Genomic DNA, 16,058 nt, shown 5'->3' with positions numbered 1-16,058 from the left:
CTCACAGTCGTGGTGCCGGCACTTGATCGAGCAGTTGCTTGAGCACCTGCTCCACCGACAAGCCTTCGATATCCAGCTCCGGGGCGATCCGCACGCGATGCCGCAGCACCGCCAGGGCGCAACCCTTGATGTCGTCCGGAATGACGAACTCGCCGCCGCGCAGCAAGGCCCTGGCCCGAGCCCCACGGACCAGGGCGATCGACGCCCGCGGCCCGGCGCCGAGGGTCAGCCCCGGCCAGCTGCGGGTGGCCCGGGCCAGCCGCACGGCATAGTCGAGGACCTGCTCGTCCAGCGGCAGGTCGCTGGCGATCCGCTGCAGGGCCAGCACGTCCTTGGCCTGCAGCAGGGTGCGCAGCGGCTGCACGTCGAGCATGTCGGCCCGGGGTGAGCGGGTGACCTGGCGGACCATGTGCAATTCCTGGTCGCTGTCCGGGTAATCCATGCGCAGCTTGAGCATGAAACGGTCGAGTTCGGCTTCCGGCAGCGGGTAGGTGCCTTCCTGTTCGATCGGGTTCTGCGTGGCCAGGACCATGAAGGGCTGGGCGATGGGCAGCGCCCGGCCTTCGAGGGTGACCTGGCGCTCCTGCATGGCTTCGAGCAGGGCGGCCTGGGTCTTGGCCGGCGCGCGGTTGATCTCGTCGGCCAGCAGTAAGTTGGTGAACAAGGGGCCCTTGCGCAGCTTGAACTGCTCGGTCTGCAGGTCGTAGACCGCATGGCCGGTGACGTCGCTGGGCATCAGGTCCGGGGTGAACTGGATGCGCGCGAACTCTCCGCCAAAGCAGCGGGCCAGGGCGCGCACCAGCAAGGTCTTGCCCAGCCCGGGCACGCCTTCGAGCAGCACGTGGCCACCGGCGATCAGGGCGGTGAGCACGTCGTCGATCACCGCGTCCTGGCCGATCACCACCTTTTGCAGTTCGTGGCGCAGGGCCTGGGCCAGCTGGCTGGCGCGCTGGCGTTGCTGGACGGCATGCGCTTGCGCATGACCGGGCTCGGTGGCGGGAAGCGGTTCGGCGGGAAGGTCGCTCATAGGGCATTCCTGAGAGTTTGCAGGTGGGTGACCAGGCGGCTGAAGTCGGCGCTGGAAAGGCGTTGTGCCGGCTGGGGAGCCAGGGCCTGGCTGATGACGCTGTCCGGTTGCCGGGTAAGGCGGGCCAGGACCTGCCCTTGTTCGGCGGCGGTGAGTCGTTCGAAACCGGGATGACGATGCTGGGCGCGGCGCAGGATGTCCTGCTGCAGGCTATGCAGCAGCCCCTGCTGACCGGTGTGGCGCAACAGGAAGTGGGCGCTGGCTTGCAGGTGCTCGCGCAACTGACGCCGGGCCCTGGGCATCGGGGCCTGCATCGGTCCGTGGCGAACCCCGACATGCCACAGCCACAGGCCGAGCAGTGCGGCCAGGGCCACCAGCGCCTGGGGGAAATACTTCAGCAGCAGGCTCCAGAGGCTGTCGTGATCGGTGTCGAACAGCAGGGTGACGTCGCTGTCGGCGCTCAGGTACCAGAGCAGCCAGGCGTTGTCGTACTTGGCAATCAATGGCGTCTTCCAGATCTCGGCATCGGTGAGCACGGTCACCGAACCCTGGCCGTAGCTCAGTTGCATCATGTGGGTGGCCCGGGCGCTGTTGGCCCAGGACTGGGCGAGGTTGTCCGGGTCTTCCAGGTGGAAGTCGGTGTCGAAACCGATATAGGCCGGCGCATCTTCGTCTTCCAGGTAGAGCTTGGTCAGTTTCGGGTAGGGCTCTTTGCCGGCGCCTGGCGGCGAGGCTTTGAGGTCCTTGCTGAGAAACTGGCGCAGGTGCAGGCGATCGAGCAACAGGTCGCCACTGCGTCCGGCCTCTTTGTTCCACAGTGCTTCGGCGACGAACAGCAGGCGCCCGCCGGCCCGGGCCCAGTCCAGCAGTTGCTCGACCTGCTGCGGCGTCATGTTCGAGCGCTCGCCCAGCAGCAACAGGCTGTTCTGCTGCGGCTTGAGGGTCGGCAGCACCTCCAGGCCGTTGGCGTGGTGAACCTGCAAACCGCGCTGGCGCAGGAACATTTCCGCCGCCAGGTATGGGTTGGCGCGGGCTTGCGGGGAGGGGCCGTGATCGATGGTTTCCTGGTAGGGCCTGGCGTTGAGGTAGAGGTACAGCAGCAAGCTGCCGAGCAGGCCAGCGACCAGTAGCGCGAGCAGCGGCAGCAGGCGCCGGTTCATCGTGGGGCTCCCGGGCCGAACAGGGTGCGCCAGCCATCGCACAGTTCCTGCTTCAATTGCGCGGGAGGCAGGCGATGACCGTAGGCCAGGTTCTGCCAGTGCTGGGTCAGGCTGTTGCTGAACGCCTGCAGCTGGGGCAACTGCAAAGCCTTGATCAGCTCGAGGACCTGGCCCTCGGTGTCCGCCGGTTTCAACGGCAGGCGGAAGTCATGCAGGAGCCGGCTCAGCAGCGCGCGGTACAACAGCCCGAGGGCTTCGCGTGGCTGCTGTGGCCAGAGTGCCTCGGCAGCGGCGGCGACATCCTCGGGCAAGGCGTCGGGGCTGAGGTCCAGGCCGAACAGCTGGTGCGGAGCGGCTCGCGCGGGTAACTTGCCCGGCAGCGGACGGCGGCCGACAAAGGCCCGTAACCACTGACGATGACGCCACACCAGCAGGGCCAGCGCCCCCAGCAGCAGGGCCCAGAGCAGGATCTCCAGGGCCTTGGCCGCGGCGCCAAAGGCCCTGCTGTCTAGCAGGTCGGTCAGGGCCTTGAGCCAGCCCGGTAGCTCAGATTGTTCAGCGCTTTTCGGGCTGTCTTCGTCGAACCGGTAACGGGTCACGGTCTGCGGGTTCTTGAAGGGCGGCTGGTCGAGGATCTGGTTGATGCTGTCTTTCGCGGCCTGGCTGGTCAGCGGCTGATCCAGCAGGCGCGGGCTGTCAGGGCCAGTGGCCGGCTCGGCGGCCCAGGCCTCTGGCGCCAGGGGTAGCAGGCTCAGGCTGCCCAGGACCAGCAGCAGGGCGGCGCCACTCAAGCGCTGCCGCAGGCGGCGCAGCACCAGTTCGATATCCCAGGCCTCCAGCAGCGTGCGGCGATTGAGGTAGAGGCTGAAGCCGCAGGCGACGTACACCGGCTCCCAGACAATCAGGACCAGCGCGTAAAAAGCGTTGGTCAGGTGTTCGAGCCAGAGCCAATCCTGCTCGGCGGCGGCAATCAGCGTCTGCCAGTCCCAGTCCAGCTCGATCTGTTGTGGCAGCAATAGATAGAACAACGCCAGCAGGCCGATCCACAAGATGCCTTCCAGGTGCACGCCGATCAGGGTCAGCCAGTGCGCGGCCCCGGCATTGCGCTGTTGCAGCACCCGCACCCGTTGCTGGCGCGCCTCGCCACTCAGGCCCTCGAGCTGCACCACGGGCATGATGAAACTACGGCTCAGGCTCAGGCGGCGCCAGGTCAGGCTGGCCAGCAGTTGCGGCTTGAGCAGCCTGGGCCATTGGCGCAGGGCCTGGCGCAAGGTCGGGGTTTCGCCGAACAGGGCCTTGGCGAGGATGTACAGCGGCAGCCGTTCGAAGGCCGGCTTGAGCCACCAGAACAGCAGCAGGGCGAGGGTAGGCGAGTCCCAGAGCAACAGGCTGAGCAGGGCGAATACCGGCAGGGTGATCAGCGCCCAGCTGGTCATCAGCAGGCGTCGGTGGCGCTGGCTCAGCAGTACTCCCAGGTCCATGGCTTCCCAGGTCGTGCGCGGGCGAATCACCACGCTGGCTTCACTCAGGCGCATGGCGGCGTCCAGCGAATATCAGATAGGACAGGACCAGCAGCCAGCAGATGCCACCGACCAGGTATTTGATCCAGGCCGCGGGCCAGGTCAGGGAGGACCAATAGGCTTCGATAAAGGCAGCGATCAGCAGGAACAGGATGACCCCGCAGATCAACTGCACGCTGGTGCGCGCGGCCAGCAGCAAGGCTTCGCCGCGGGGCAGGCGTCCGGGGGCGATCAGCGCCCAGCCCATTTTCAATCCCGCCGCGCCGGCCAGGGCGATGGCGCTGAGCTCGAAGGCACTGTGGCCGACGACAAACGACCAGAAGGTGGCGCCATAGCCGATCTGGGTCAGGTGCCCGGCCACCGCGCCGATGGTCAGGCCGTTGAAGAACAGGAAGAACAGGCTCCCCAGGCCAAACAGCAGGCCGCTGGCAAAGGTCTGAAAAGCGATGCCGATGTTGTTCATGATGTAGTAGCCGAACATCATCCAGTCTTCGCCGGCGGCCCGATTGGCGAGGCGGCCCAGGCGACTGGCATCTGGATCGTAGAGGCGTTGCATTTCGGCCACCTGTTGCGGGCTGACCACGCTGTAGATCAGTTCGGGCACCAGGTACACCAGCAGGCCGATACCCAGCAGGCTGCCAAAGAACACCAGGCTGGCGGCCAGGACGAAGCGCCATTGTTCGCGCACCAACTGCGGGAAACCGGCCAGGACAAAGCCCAGAACCCGGGCGCCCAACGGGCTGCGTTGGCGATAGAGCTGCTGATGGCCGCGCAGCGCCAGTTGTTGCAACGGGTCGACCAGGAAGCTGCTGTAGCCGCGTTCCTGGGCCAGGGACAGGTGTTGGCACACGCGGCGGTAATCCTCGGGAAAACGGGCATGGGTCTCGGGCGTCGCCTGGCCGCGTTCCAGTTGTTCGAGCTGTTCGCGCAGGCGCTGCCACAAGGCGTGATGACGGTTTTCGAACAGGCTCTGTTTCATGTCGGCCCCAGCAGTCCGCGGGCAATGCCATTGAGTTCGTCACGGGCCTGCGCGGGCGTTACATGCAGGGGCTCGGCGAGTAGTGCGGCCAGCTCCTGGACCCGGTCCGCGGACAGTTGTTCCTGGCGTTCGGCGAAGCTGAGGATGGCCCGTTGTTCAGTCAGGCTCAGGGCGAAGGCGGCGGTTCTGGCGGGCACTGCCGGCAAGGTCGGGCGAACCACCGGCTGCTCGCGGTAGATCACCAGGGTGCCGGCCGCCAGGTCGCCGAGGCGCTTGAAGGTCGGGTGCTGCAGGCAACTGATGGCGCCGAGGCAATAACCGAACGGCAGCATGTCGACAAAACGCAGCAGGTTGCGGGTCAGGGAAGGGCCCCAGCCGATAGGTGTGCCATCGTCCTGCACGACCCGCAGGCCCATCAGCTGCTTGCCTGGCGAGCTGCCCTGATTCAACACCTCGAACAGCACCATGTACCACCAACTGACCAGAAACAGCAGGATCGAGCCCAGCCCCATGCCGAGCTGGCCGAGAAACCCCAGGACAATAAACAGCATGCCGAGGATCAGGCCACGAAAGCCCAGGTCGATGGCAAAGGCCAGGGCGCGCGACATCAGCCCCGCCGGCCGCAGCGGCAGGTCGATGCCTTCTGGCGTTTCGACCTGGTAGCGGGTGTCCAGTGGCGGGGGCAATGCTTTCCCTGGCAGTGCTGTCGTCTCGAGCATAGGCAACTTGAGGCTGGCCTGGTGGCGATGGATGACCGCCTGATGCTAGCAGTGTCGGAGGGGCGAACGACATCATTAACTGTGCCGCGTGACGTGCGCCGTTACCCTTGAATCATCACAAGGCTGGCCGCGGCCGGTGCCAAGCGCCTAGACTTTGCCGGTCTTTTGCTCAGGAACAGCCCGTGACTTCCATCTTCTGGTACGACTACGAAACCACCGGCATCAACCCGCGCTGCGATCGGCCGTTGCAGGTGGCGGGGATTCGCACCGACTTCGAACTCAACGAGATCGGCGAGCCGGTCAATCTTTACTGTCAGCCCAGCGACGACATCCTGCCCCATCCAGCGGCCTGCATGATCACCGGCATTACCCCGGGCCGGCTGGCCGAACAGGGGCTGAGCGAAGCCGATTTCATGACCCGGGTGCACGCCCAGCTGGCGGCACCGGGCACTTGTGGCGCCGGCTACAACACCCTGCGCTTCGACGACGAGATGACCCGCTACAGCCTGTACCGGAATTTCTTCGACCCTTATGCCCGCGAGTGGCAAGGCGGTAACAGCCGCTGGGACCTGATCGATGTGGTGCGCACTGCCTATGCCTTGCGCCCGGAAGGAATTGTCTGGCCGCGGGACGAGGAGGGGCGGGTGACCCTGAAGCTGGAGCGCCTGACCGCCGCCAATGGCATCGATCATGGGCATGCCCACGAAGCGCTGTCTGATGTGCGCGCCACTATTGCCCTGGCCAGGTTGATTCGGGACAAGCAGCCGAAGTTGTATGAATGGCTGTTCCAGTTGCGCACCAAGCAGAAAGTCATGGACCAGGTTCGTCTGTTGCAACCGCTGGTGCATATTTCCGGACGCTTTTCCGCGGCGCGCAGTTATGTCGGCGTGGTCCTGCCGCTGGCCTGGCATCCGCGCAACCGCAACGCCCTGATTGTCTGTGACCTGCACCTGGACCCACAGGGATTGCTCGACCTGGACGCCGAGACGCTGCGCCAGCGTTTGTATACCCGCCGCGAAGACCTGGCCGAAGGCGAGTTGCCGGTGCCGTTGAAGCTGATCCATATCAACCGCTGCCCGGTCGTCGCACCGCTGAATGTATTGCGTGGCGAGGACCAGCAGCGTTTGCAACTGGACATGGCGGAATATAAGGCTCGGACGCTGCGGCTAAGTGACGCACAAGAAGTTTGGCGGGATAAACTTGCGGCAATTTATGCCAGCGAGGATTTTGCCCCCAGCGTCGATCCCGAGCAGCAGTTGTACGACGGTTTTATCGGTGATCGCGACCGACGCTTATGCGAACAAGTGCGCAATGCCGAGCCGCTTCATTTAGGGCAAGAGCAATGGCCGTTCGATGATGAACGTTTGCCTGAATTATTATTTCGTTATCGCGCCCGTAACTTTCCTGAAACCTTGAACGGGGAGGAGCAAGAGCGCTGGAAGTCATTCTGTCAGCAGCGCCTGTGCGACCCGCAGTGGGGAGCGCCCAATACCCTGGAAAGTTTCAATCAAGCGGCTGACGAACTACGGCTGAGCGCTACAACGATTCAGCGTCAGGTGCTGGATGAATGGCAGGATTACAGCCGGTCGCTGGCCCTGCGTTTCGGGCTTTGATTGTTCGGCTTAGTACATTCCGGGCATTTGCCGGAAATAAAAAAACGCCAGCAAGCTGGCGTTTTTTCATAAGGTCGCAAATCCCTCTGTGACGGGTGTACGGCTTAACCCAGCAGGGTTGCCCAGCCTTCGACCACGTCGCCGCCCCACTTGGCTTTCCACTCTTTCAGGGTTTTGTGGTTGCCGCCCTTGGTTTCGATGACTTCGCCGTTGTGCGGGTTCTTGTATTGTTTGACCTTGCGTGCGCGCTTGGTGCCGGTAGTTTTGGCGGCAACACGTGGCGCCTTAACTTTCGAGTCCGGATCCAGCAGCGCGATGATGTCGCGCAGGGACTTGGAGTATTCACCCATCAGGGCGCGCAGTTTGCCTTCGAATTCCAGCTCGGCTTGCAGTTTGTCGTCTTGCGACAGGTTCTTCAAACGGGCTTGCAGCTCTTTGATAGCTTCTTCTGTGGCGCGGTATTCGTTGATCAGGGACATGAGAATTGCCTTATGTTGAGTGCTGAGTGGCAGGTGACAGTGGCGTAATAATAGTCAGGCAGTTTCCTCAAGTAAACAATAAAGCCAGCTTTTATTTAATTTGATTAGAGTGTTTAGCAAAGATCCTGATTGATGAGTTAAATATTGTGAACGAGTCCGCACGACTATTTCCCACAAAGTTATAGGACTATTTCCAAGTGTGACTGATTTCCCTCTCGCATCGGGCATGAGCCCTACAGGCTGCTCAGAGGAATCGGATTCCGACATCACGAATACTGCAGTTTTGTCGCGCAATCGCTAGAATGGCGGCCTTTGCGAAGTTCTGGAGTTTCCCCCTCATGCGCACTTTTCGGTTGGTGATTTCCTGCCCGGACCGCGTTGGCATCGTTGCCAAAGTCAGTAACTTTCTGGCGTCCCACAACGGCTGGATCACCGAAGCCAGTCACCACTCGGATGACCTGAGTGGCTGGTTCTTCATGCGTCACGAAATACGTGCCGACTCTTTGCCGTTCGGCCTTGAAGCCTTTCGTGAAGCCTTTGCGCCGATTGCCGAAGAGTTCTCGATGGACTGGCGCATCACCGATACCGCGCAGAAGAAGCGCGTGGTGTTGATGGCCAGCCGTGAGTCCCACTGCCTGGCGGACCTGTTGCACCGCTGGCACAGCGACGAACTCGACTGCGAGATCTCCTGTGTGATTTCCAACCACGACGACTTGCGCAGCATGGTCGAGTGGCATGGGATTCCTTATTACCACGTGCCGGTCAACCCTCAGGACAAGGAGCCGGCGTTCGCCGAAGTCTCGCGCCTGGTCAAGCAGCACGACGCCGAAGTGGTGGTGCTGGCGCGCTACATGCAGATCCTGCCGCCGGAACTGTGCAGCGAATACGCGCACAAGGTGATCAACATTCACCACAGCTTCCTGCCGTCGTTCGTCGGCGCCAAGCCTTACCACCAGGCTTCCCTGCGTGGTGTGAAGCTGATCGGCGCGACCTGCCACTACGTGACCGAAGAGCTGGATGCCGGCCCGATCATCGAGCAGGACGTGGTCCGTGTCAGCCACAGCGACAGCATTGAAGACATGGTGCGTTTCGGTCGTGACGTCGAGAAGATGGTCCTGGCCCGCGGCCTGCGCTACCACCTGGAAGACCGCGTGCTGGTGCACGGCAACAAGACTGTCGTGTTCTGATTCAGAGTGTTCTGATTAAAAGCGCTCTGATCGAATCCGCCGGGCCCGGGCATCCAATCCCCAGGTCCGGCGATTTTTCATGAGGATCGACCGATGAGTGATCCACTGGACAAAGCCACATCCAAGGCACCCGCCACCCTCGGCGAGGGCTGCCTGAGCCGTTACGACCCGGACGACATGAGCGCCGAGGACGGCACCGAGTTTCCCGGCGCCGCCGAGTTGTGGCAGCAGTTGCAGCAGGATGCCCCGGATACAGAGCCGCCTAAGCCTGCTTGAGCTTCATCAGGGTGCGCAGCAAGGGGCGCCCGACCATCATCAGGAATACCGGGCCGCCGGCCAGCAGATAGAAATAGTAGGTGACGGCCCGCCAGATCAGGATGGCTGCGGCCGCCGTCGATTTTCCCACCATGGGCGCCAGCAGCGCCGCCGATGTCAGCTCCGCCGCTCCCGCGCCGCCGGGCAGCAGGCTGAATTGCCCTGCGCTCAGGGCGAGCATCTGGATCAGAAAGGTCCAGGCCCATTGCAGGTCCACCCCCAGCCCGCGCAACGCCAGGTACAGCACGCTGTAGCGCAGCGCCCAATGCATGCAGGTCAGGGCAAAGACCCCCGTCAGGGTCTGCCAGGGCAGTTTCAGGCTATCGCCGAAGGCCTTGAGGAAATGCAGCCATTTGCGCGCCCGGCGCCGACGGGTCGCGGGGCGAATCTTGAAGGGCGCAAGCAGATGGCCGCTGAGCAGGATCAGGCGACGGTGGTAGCGAGCTATCGCCAGGCAGATGCATAACCCGCCGAACAGCGAAAGGCTGCTGAGGGCCAGCAGCCATTCCAGATGCTGGCTGAGGTTCTGGAACAGCGCGTAGAACAGGATCCCCAGCAGCGCGCAGAGGAAGAACAGCAGGTCGCTCAATTGATCCATGGCAAACACCGCGCTGCCGCGAGCCGGGCGCACGCCGTTACGCGCCAGCAGGGCCATCAAGGTCAGGGGGCCGCCACTGCCGCCGGGCGTGGCGCACATGGCGAACTCGGTGGACATCACCACCGCGAGACTCTTCCAGCGTCCCAGCCGGCCGCGATGTCGGCCCAGCAGCAGGCTCAGGCGCAGCGAATTGATGATCCAGCACAGCAGAATCATGCTCAGCATGCCCAGCAGCAATGGCAGGGAAAAACGCTGGACCCGCCCCCACAGTTCGCCGCCGCCCAGCAGCAGCGGCACCAGGAGCGCCGCCAACAAGGCCATGGCCAGCCAGATCGCCCGGCTCATGGGGTACCGCGTGCCCTTGGCGGCTGGGTATCGAGCCAGTCGGCCTTGGTCAGCGGCTGGCGTCCTTGCTCCAGCAGGCGTTCGAGGGTGTCCAGCCAGTACTGGCGTGAGTCGGGGTGACGCATGTCCACCGGGTGCAGGCCGAGGCGAATCACCGATGCCTGCTGCCAGTGTCGTTCGCGTTGCAGGCTGACCAGCCGGGAGGCTTTGCGGCGCCAGGCGCTGCGGGCGCTCCACACCAGGCCGGGGGCGGCAATCGGCGAGAAGTCCGGCAGCCGGTACAGATGCTGCGGGCCGCTGGTGTAGCGCAGGGGCAGTTGGCGCAGGGCCTGGCGTGTACCCGGGCTCATGAGCCAGGCGGGGGCGACGAACCCTTGCAAGGGCCAGTTGTAACGCTGGAACAGTTCCAGGCCGGCATGCAGGCGTGCCAGGGCGGCGTTTTCCGAGAGGCTGTAGAACTCACCCTCATGGGTGTACACGCGACGCATGAACCAGTCATACGGGGTGCGTGGTGGCGGACCCTCGTCGCAATGGAAGTAACCGTGCAGCACCAGTTCGTCGCCGCGTTCCAGGCGCGCGCTGAGCAGCCGGCGAAAGCCGGGATGGGCATCGAGCGGGTTGTGTCGGTGAAAATCCGGTACCACCAGCCAGGTCATCGGCACGTTGCCCATGGCGTCGACGGTTTCGACGAAGGGTTGGTAGTCGATCCAGGTTTGTGGCGCGACATCGTGCAATACCAGCAGCACGCTGGGCACCCCGGCGGACTCAACCATGGGCCAGCATCGGCTGCTGGGTGCCGAGCACGGCGCGATAGTGCTCCAGCAGGCTGGCGACCACCGTATCCCAGGCGTAATAACGTTCGACATGGCGGCGCGCCCGTTGGCCCCGCTCGGCGCAGCCCTGGGCGAACAGCTCCTGCACGGCATGGGCCATCGCCAGCGGATTATTCGGCGCACAGAGCAAGCCGCCTTCCGCGGTGACGATTTCCTGGAAGGCCCCGGCGGCCACCGCCACCACGGGAATACCGCTGGCCATCGCTTCGAGGATCACCAGGCCAAAGGTTTCCTGATCCCCGGCATGGACCAGGGCATCGGCGCTGGCCATCAGGCGGGCGACCTGAGGGGCCGGGCAGAACTCGTCGATCACCGTGACGTTCTCCGGCACGGCGGTCGGCATGGCCGAGCCCACCAGCAGCAGGTGGTAGCGCTTGCCCAGGCGTTGTATGCAGCTGAGCAACACCGGCAGGTTCTTTTCCTTGGAACCGCGACCGGCAAAGATCAGCAGGCGGCTGTCTTCGGCAATCCCCAGTTCGGTGCGCAGGCCGGGGTCGCGATGACTCGGGTGGAAGGTCTGCAGGTCGACGCCCAGCGGCTGCACATAGACGTTGCGCACGCCCAGGCCGATCAGTTTGTCGGCCATGACCTGGCTGGGGGCCAGGACCCGGTCGAAGTTGCCGTACAGCTTGCGCACGTAGGCCTCGACATTCGGGGTGAACCAGGGGCCCATGCGGTTGCTGACCAGCAGCGGCAGGTCCGAGTGATAAAAGCCGATCACAGGTACGTCCAGCTGGCGCCGCGCATCCAGGGCCGCCCAGGCGGTGAGGTAAGGGTCGCCGACTTCGATCAGGTCCGGTTGCAGGTCATGGAGAATATTGCGCCAGGGCCCCAGGCGCAGGGGGAAACGGTAGCCCTTGCCAAAGGGCAGGGCGGGAGCGGGGACTTTATAGATGCCGTCGCGTTCGCTGAAGTGGGCCCCGGGGATCAGCAAACTGTGGCGGATTCCTGGTTGGCGTCCCAGGCGACGATGCTTGGCGTCCAGATAAGTGCGCACGCCACCGCTGGCAGGGGCGTAGAACATGGTTATGTCAGCGATATGCACGATGATCATCCCTCCGATCCGGTGTTCTCCCTAGGGTTGACCCTTATCAAGGATAGATGTTCGGTCGGGATGCCGTGGCGGTTGGCGATGTGCCTGGATGAACGGTTTGCTGCGGATGCGGGAGGGATTGTCGGCAGTCCGGTGCCTGGGTTTTGCCCAGGCACCGGATGGCTGAAGGGATCAGATACGGAAGCTGCCGACTAGTTGTTTCAGGCGTGCGGCCTGCTGCTCCAGGTCGGAACAGGCGCGCAGGGTCGACTGCAGATTTTCCACCCCTTCCTGGTTCAGGGTGTTGATCTCGGTGATGTCCATGTTGATCGACTCCACCACCGAGGTCTGTTCCTCGGTCGCGGTGGCGACCGACTGGTTCATGCCGTCGATCTCGCCGATGCGCTGGGTCACGCTGTTCAGGCGTTCGCCGGCCTGGTTGGCGATCTCCACGCTGTCCTGGCTATGGCGCTGGCTGTTGCTCATGGTGCTGACCGACTCGCGGGCGCCGACCTGCAGCTCCTCGATCATGGTCTGCACCTGTTGCGCCGATTCCTGGGTGCGGTGGGCCAGGTTGCGCACCTCGTCGGCAACCACGGCGAAGCCGCGCCCGGCTTCGCCCGCCCGCGCCGCCTCGATGGCCGCGTTGAGGGCCAGCAGGTTGGTCTGCTGGGAGATGCTGGTGATGACTTCGAGGATCTGCCCGATGTTCACGGTCTTGCTGTTGAGGGTTTCGATGTTGCTGCTGGAGGCGCTGATCATGTCCGACAGCTGGTTCATCGCCAGGATGCTGCGGTCCACCACTTGCTGGCCGTCCTCGGCCAGGTTGCGCGCGTCGCTGGCCTGTTGCGAGGCCTGGGCGGCGTTGCGGGCGATTTCCTGGGCGGCGGCGCCGAGCTGATTGATCGCCGCGGCCACGCTGTTGGTGCGGCTGGCCTGCTCGTCGGAATTGAGCATCGACGAATTGGAGGCACTGACCACGCGCAGGGCGACTTCGTTGACGTGCTCGGTGGCCGACGAGACTTCGCGGATCGAACCGTGGATGCGCTCCACGAAGCGGTTGAACGCGGTGCCGAGGATGCCGAATTCATCCTGGTTCTGGATGGTCAGGCGGCGGGTCAGGTCGCCTTCGCCGTCGGCGATGTCCTGCATGGCGCGGGTCATGACATGCAGGGGCTGCATCAGCACCCGGATCAGCATGCCCAGCAGGGCGATGATGATGGCCACGGCGATAACGGTGGCAATGATGGCCGAAGTGCGGAACTCGCTGAGCATCGAGAACGCCTTGTCCTTGTCCACGGACAGGCCGATGTACCAGTTCACCGATGGCAGGCCCTTGATCGGGGTGAAGGTGACGATGCGCGTCTTGCCCTCGACTTCGATTTCGCTGAAATCGCCGTTGATGCGTGGCGTGTTCTGTGGGTAGGCCTCGCTCAGGCTCTTCATCACCAGCGCCTTGTCCGGGTGCACCAGGATCTTGCCGTCGGCGCTGACCAGGAAGGCATAGCCCATGCCGTCGAAATCCAGGGCGTTGAGGGTTTCGATCAGGGTTTGCAGGCTCAGGTCGCCGCCCACCACGCCGATGCTCTGCCCGCCATTACGCGAGGCGGTGGCGACGGAAATGATCAACTGGCCGGTGGCTGCATCTATATAGGGTTCGGTGAGGGTCGAGCCGCTGCTGCTTTCGGCGCCCTTGTACCAGGGACGAACGCGCGGGTCGAAGCCGTCGGGCATCTTCGCGTCCGGGCGGATGGTGAAGCTGCCGCTGGCATCGCCCAGGTAGGAGGCCATGAAGGTCGAGGTCAGGGCCTTCTGTTCGAGCAGGCTGGCCACCTTGGTCGATTGCGGGTCGATCGCCAGGTTTTGCGCCAGGTTTTCGATCAATAGGATGCGCCCGGTGAGCCAGGTTTGGATGTTGCTGGCGGTCACATCGCCCATTTCATGCAGGTAATTGTCCAGGTCTTCGCGGATCGCGTTGCGCTGTAAGTAGTCGTTGTACAGCGTGAAGGAAGCGAAGGCGGCAATAACGATGAGGGCGGCGGCAAGCAGGATTTTATGGCTGAAGCGCAGGTTTTTGTTCATGGCTTGTGGTGTCCGCTAGGTCTTAATGTCACGAGCGTGCTCTTATAAAAGCGCGCAAAATGGGCGGGGTTGAAAGTAAGTTGATATTTCCACCTCTCCTTGGGGAATTATCTGAACTATTTTTCAGTCTTTTCTGATCTATCGGCCGGTCAAGGCTAAAGATTAACCATGGGTGACAAAATGCCGGATTCATCGCAACTCGTTATCGGTGCCGATCTCGCGGGGCAACCGATTGCCCAGGCCATGCGCCTGGCAAACCGTCACGGGCTGGTGGCAGGCGCTACCGGGACAGGGAAAACCGTCACATTGCAGCGACTGGCGGAAGCGTTCAGCGATGCCGGTGTCGCGGTGTTCGCCGCGGACATCAAGGGTGACCTGTGTGGCTTGGGCGCCGCGGGCAATCCCCAGGGCAAGGTCGCCGAACGTATTGCCGGGATGCCGTGGCTGAACCACAAGCCCCAGGCTTATCCGGTCACGTTGTGGGACATTCACGGGCAGTCCGGGCACCCGCTGCGCACTACCCTGAGCGAAATGGGCCCGCTGTTACTGGGCAGCCTGCTGGAACTGACCGACAGCCAGCAATCGGCGTTGTACGCGGCATTCAAGGTGGCTGACCGCGAAGGGCTGTTGCTGCTCGACCTGAAAGACCTCAAGGCGTTGCTCAACCACCTCAAGGACAACCCGCAGTTGCTGGGGGATGACGCGGCGCTGATGACCACCGGCTCCAGCCAGGCCCTGTTGCGGCGCCTGGCGACTCTGGAACAGCAGGGCGCCGAAGCCCTGTTCGGCGAGCCGGCCCTGCAACTGGAAGACATCCTGCAGCCGGCCAGTGACGGGCGCGGGCGGATCCATCTGCTCGACGCCAGTCGCCTGGTGCACGAGGCGCCCAAGGTCTATGCGACCTTCCTGTTGTGGCTGCTGGCCGAGCTGTTCGAGCAACTGCCGGAGCGCGGCGATGCGGAAAAGCCGCTGCTGGCGCTGTTTTTTGACGAGGCCCACCTGCTGTTCGCCGGCACGCCCAAGGCGTTGCAGGACCGGCTGGAACAGGTGGTGCGGCTGATTCGCTCCAAAGGCGTGGGTGTGTACTTCGTCACCCAGTCGCCAGGCGACTTGCCAGACGACGTGCTGGCGCAACTGGGGCTGCGCGTCCAGCACGGCTTGCGGGCCTTCACCGCCAAGGAACAGAAGTCCTTGCGCGCGGTGGCGGACGGCTTCCGGCCGAACCCGGCGTTCGATGCGCTGTCGGTGTTGACCGAGCTGGGGATCGGCGAGGCGCTGGTCGGTACCCTGCAGGAAAAAGGCACGCCGGAGATGGTCCAGCGAGTGCTGGTGGCACCGCCGCAATCGCGCATCGGGCCGCTGACCGAGGCCGAACGTACCGCGCTGATCAACAGTTCACCGTTGGTCGGCCGCTATGACAAACCGGTCGACCGCGAGTCGGCCTATGAAGTGCTGATGGGGCGCAAGGGCCTGGCACCAGAGGCCGAGGCTGCGCCGGGCAAACCGGCCGCGGAGGAGCCGAGCTTTACCGATCGGGCCGGCGAGTTCCTCGGCACTGCCGCCGGTCAGGCCCTGAAGTCCGCCATGCGTCAGGCCGCCAATCAGTTGGGCCGGCAACTGGTGCGCGGGTTGATGGGGTCTCTACTGGGGGGCAGCAAGCGCCGCTGATCGGCGGCTGGCCAGTTACGCCCGTGGTTTGGCGTGGCTGGCCAGGCGCTCCAGGGCAGCGCGCAGGTTGGGATCGGTGATGCCGTCGGCGGTGGCCTGAATGGTCTCGGCGGCGTTGCTCGATAGGTCCATGGTGTGGCCGGCTGCGCCGCGTTGCACGGTGGGAGGCTGCACTTTGAACAGAATCCGCGTCAGATTGTTGAACTCATTGAACTCCAAAAGCTGACGTTGCAGGCGTTTTTGCTGATAACGCAGGCGCGTTGCCCAGTGGCCGTCGGTGACGATCAGTAGCAGGCTGCCTTCACGCCAGGAGGCGACATGGCAGTGCTCGCGCGCGGCCGGTTGCAGCTGGCTTTCCAGCAGACGCTGCAAATGCGCCAGGCGCTGGGCGTGGCCGAGTATGGCTTTGAGAGGCTTGGCTTCGCGAAGGAGTACGGCGGGTGCTCTGGCCGTAAGAGGGCGAAATGCCATGATCAGACACCTGAAGTTACAGAGCCGCC

Annotated in this window: 15 protein-coding genes and 1 pseudogene; 4 read left to right on the top strand and 12 right to left on the bottom strand. The window is 63.7% G+C overall.

All coding sequences use genetic code 11. The features are described 5' to 3' along the window. Position 1 precedes the first annotated feature (1 nt). The 5 genes from PMI20_RS26620 to PMI20_RS26600 are packed head-to-tail and all read right to left on the bottom strand — an operon-like array spanning position 2 to position 5,405. On the bottom strand, positions 2-1,027 hold the full coding sequence (locus PMI20_RS26620; protein ID WP_007931180.1) for an AAA family ATPase: 1,026 nt from the start codon (positions 1,025-1,027) through the stop codon (positions 2-4). Next, positions 1,024-2,187: a DUF4350 domain-containing protein gene (locus PMI20_RS26615; protein WP_007931179.1), complete on the bottom strand. Its 1,164-nt coding sequence runs from the start codon at positions 2,185-2,187 to the stop codon at positions 1,024-1,026. Before PMI20_RS26615 ends, PMI20_RS26620 begins: the two co-directional genes overlap by 4 nt. Continuing rightward, positions 2,184-3,722, bottom strand: coding sequence for a DUF4129 domain-containing protein (locus PMI20_RS26610; RefSeq protein ID WP_007931178.1), 1,539 nt, complete (start codon positions 3,720-3,722; stop codon positions 2,184-2,186). The genes PMI20_RS26615 and PMI20_RS26610 overlap by 4 nt, the downstream gene beginning before the upstream one ends. Continuing rightward, positions 3,709-4,686, bottom strand: a complete 978-nt coding sequence (locus tag PMI20_RS26605; protein ID WP_007931177.1) for a stage II sporulation protein M — start codon at positions 4,684-4,686, stop codon at positions 3,709-3,711. The genes PMI20_RS26610 and PMI20_RS26605 overlap by 14 nt, the downstream gene beginning before the upstream one ends. Then, entirely contained in the window at positions 4,683-5,405 is a 723-nt protein-coding gene (locus PMI20_RS26600) for an RDD family protein (RefSeq protein ID WP_037035865.1), read from the bottom strand. Before PMI20_RS26600 ends, PMI20_RS26605 begins: the two co-directional genes overlap by 4 nt. A 182-nt stretch (positions 5,406-5,587) precedes the next feature. On the opposite strand from PMI20_RS26600, the gene sbcB reads away from it, so the two are divergent. Beyond that, the gene (sbcB, locus tag PMI20_RS26595; protein ID WP_007931175.1) at positions 5,588-7,018 is read left to right on the top strand and encodes an exodeoxyribonuclease I; all 1,431 of its coding nucleotides are present in this window, start codon (positions 5,588-5,590) and stop codon (positions 7,016-7,018) included. A 104-nt stretch (positions 7,019-7,122) separates the two neighbouring features. On the opposite strand, the gene mvaT is transcribed toward sbcB, so the two are convergent. Next, on the bottom strand, positions 7,123-7,497 hold the full coding sequence (gene mvaT / locus PMI20_RS26590) for a histone-like nucleoid-structuring protein MvaT (RefSeq protein ID WP_007931174.1): 375 nt from the start codon (positions 7,495-7,497) through the stop codon (positions 7,123-7,125). Between the two features lie 338 nt (positions 7,498-7,835). Between mvaT and purU the strand changes: the two genes are divergently transcribed. Beyond that, entirely contained in the window at positions 7,836-8,684 is an 849-nt protein-coding gene (gene purU, locus PMI20_RS26585; RefSeq protein WP_007931173.1) for a formyltetrahydrofolate deformylase, read from the top strand. Between the two features lie 93 nt (positions 8,685-8,777). Beyond that, positions 8,778-8,960 (top strand): hypothetical protein, encoded by a 183-nt coding sequence (locus tag PMI20_RS26580; protein WP_007931171.1) that lies wholly within the window; start codon positions 8,778-8,780, stop codon positions 8,958-8,960. On the opposite strand, the gene gpgF is transcribed toward PMI20_RS26580, so the two are convergent. The 5 genes and pseudogenes from gpgF to PMI20_RS31060 form a co-directional block, all read right to left on the bottom strand. Beyond that, the gene (gene gpgF, locus PMI20_RS26575; protein ID WP_007931170.1) at positions 8,947-9,942 is read right to left on the bottom strand and encodes a glucosaminyl phosphatidylglycerol flippase; all 996 of its coding nucleotides are present in this window, start codon (positions 9,940-9,942) and stop codon (positions 8,947-8,949) included. The genes PMI20_RS26580 and gpgF overlap by 14 nt on opposite strands. Further along, positions 9,939-10,715 carry an N-acetylglucosaminyl phosphatidylglycerol deacetylase gene (gene gpgD, locus PMI20_RS26570; protein ID WP_007931169.1) on the bottom strand — a complete coding sequence of 259 codons (777 nt, stop codon included), beginning with the start codon at positions 10,713-10,715 and terminating at the stop codon, positions 9,939-9,941. The genes gpgF and gpgD overlap by 4 nt, the downstream gene beginning before the upstream one ends. Then, positions 10,708-11,829: an N-acetylglucosaminyl phosphatidylglycerol synthase gene (gene gpgS, locus PMI20_RS26565; protein WP_007931168.1), complete on the bottom strand. Its 1,122-nt coding sequence runs from the start codon at positions 11,827-11,829 to the stop codon at positions 10,708-10,710. Before gpgS ends, gpgD begins: the two co-directional genes overlap by 8 nt. 171 nt (positions 11,830-12,000) lie before the next feature. Further along, complete coding sequence (locus PMI20_RS31065) at positions 12,001-12,765, bottom strand: methyl-accepting chemotaxis protein (protein WP_370686811.1); 765 nt, start codon at positions 12,763-12,765, stop codon at positions 12,001-12,003. Positions 12,766-12,858: 93 nt separating this feature from the next. Further along, positions 12,859-13,890 (bottom strand): annotated as a pseudogene (locus PMI20_RS31060) (HAMP domain-containing protein); the annotation flags it as partial. 180 nt (positions 13,891-14,070) lie between these two features. Here PMI20_RS31060 and PMI20_RS26555 point away from each other — a divergent pair. Beyond that, positions 14,071-15,558 carry a helicase HerA-like domain-containing protein gene (locus PMI20_RS26555; RefSeq protein ID WP_009045300.1) on the top strand — a complete coding sequence of 496 codons (1,488 nt, stop codon included), beginning with the start codon at positions 14,071-14,073 and terminating at the stop codon, positions 15,556-15,558. A gap of 15 nt (positions 15,559-15,573) precedes the next feature. Here the strand turns inward: PMI20_RS26555 and PMI20_RS26550 are convergent, their stop codons facing one another. After that, a complete protein-coding gene (locus PMI20_RS26550) occupies positions 15,574-16,029 on the bottom strand; it encodes a DUF721 domain-containing protein (RefSeq protein ID WP_007931160.1) in 456 nt (151 codons plus the stop codon). Positions 16,030-16,058 lie beyond the last annotated feature (29 nt).

The sequence above is a fragment of the Pseudomonas sp. GM17 genome (assembly GCF_000282175.2).
GTDB lineage: Bacteria > Pseudomonadota > Gammaproteobacteria > Pseudomonadales > Pseudomonadaceae > Aquipseudomonas > Aquipseudomonas chlororaphis.
The sequence above is the reverse complement of the archived record's forward strand: the minus strand, read 5'-3'. Positions and strand labels throughout refer to the sequence as shown.

Excerpts from the sequence above, each read along its gene's own strand:
- PMI20_RS26600 (WP_037035865.1), bottom strand. The coding sequence starts at position 5,405 with ATGCTCGAGACGACAGCACTGCCAGGGAAAGCATTGCCCCCGCCACTG.
- PMI20_RS26555 (WP_009045300.1), top strand. The coding sequence starts at position 14,071 with ATGCCGGATTCATCGCAACTCGTTATCGGTGCCGATCTCGCGGGGCAA.
- PMI20_RS26605 (WP_007931177.1), bottom strand. The coding sequence starts at position 4,686 with ATGAAACAGAGCCTGTTCGAAAACCGTCATCACGCCTTGTGGCAGCGC.
- PMI20_RS31065 (WP_370686811.1), bottom strand. The coding sequence starts at position 12,765 with ATGCTCAATTCCGACGAGCAGGCCAGCCGCACCAACAGCGTGGCCGCG.
- PMI20_RS26610 (WP_007931178.1), bottom strand. The coding sequence starts at position 3,722 with ATGCGCCTGAGTGAAGCCAGCGTGGTGATTCGCCCGCGCACGACCTGG.
- PMI20_RS26615 (WP_007931179.1), bottom strand. The coding sequence starts at position 2,187 with ATGAACCGGCGCCTGCTGCCGCTGCTCGCGCTACTGGTCGCTGGCCTG.
- PMI20_RS26580 (WP_007931171.1), top strand. The coding sequence starts at position 8,778 with ATGAGTGATCCACTGGACAAAGCCACATCCAAGGCACCCGCCACCCTC.
- gpgS (WP_007931168.1), bottom strand. The coding sequence starts at position 11,829 with ATGATCATCGTGCATATCGCTGACATAACCATGTTCTACGCCCCTGCC.
- PMI20_RS26620 (WP_007931180.1), bottom strand. The coding sequence starts at position 1,027 with ATGAGCGACCTTCCCGCCGAACCGCTTCCCGCCACCGAGCCCGGTCAT.
- gpgF (WP_007931170.1), bottom strand. The coding sequence starts at position 9,942 with ATGAGCCGGGCGATCTGGCTGGCCATGGCCTTGTTGGCGGCGCTCCTG.
- PMI20_RS26550 (WP_007931160.1), bottom strand. The coding sequence starts at position 16,029 with ATGGCATTTCGCCCTCTTACGGCCAGAGCACCCGCCGTACTCCTTCGC.
- mvaT (WP_007931174.1), bottom strand. The coding sequence starts at position 7,497 with ATGTCCCTGATCAACGAATACCGCGCCACAGAAGAAGCTATCAAAGAG.
- purU (WP_007931173.1), top strand. The coding sequence starts at position 7,836 with ATGCGCACTTTTCGGTTGGTGATTTCCTGCCCGGACCGCGTTGGCATC.
- gpgD (WP_007931169.1), bottom strand. The coding sequence starts at position 10,715 with ATGGTTGAGTCCGCCGGGGTGCCCAGCGTGCTGCTGGTATTGCACGAT.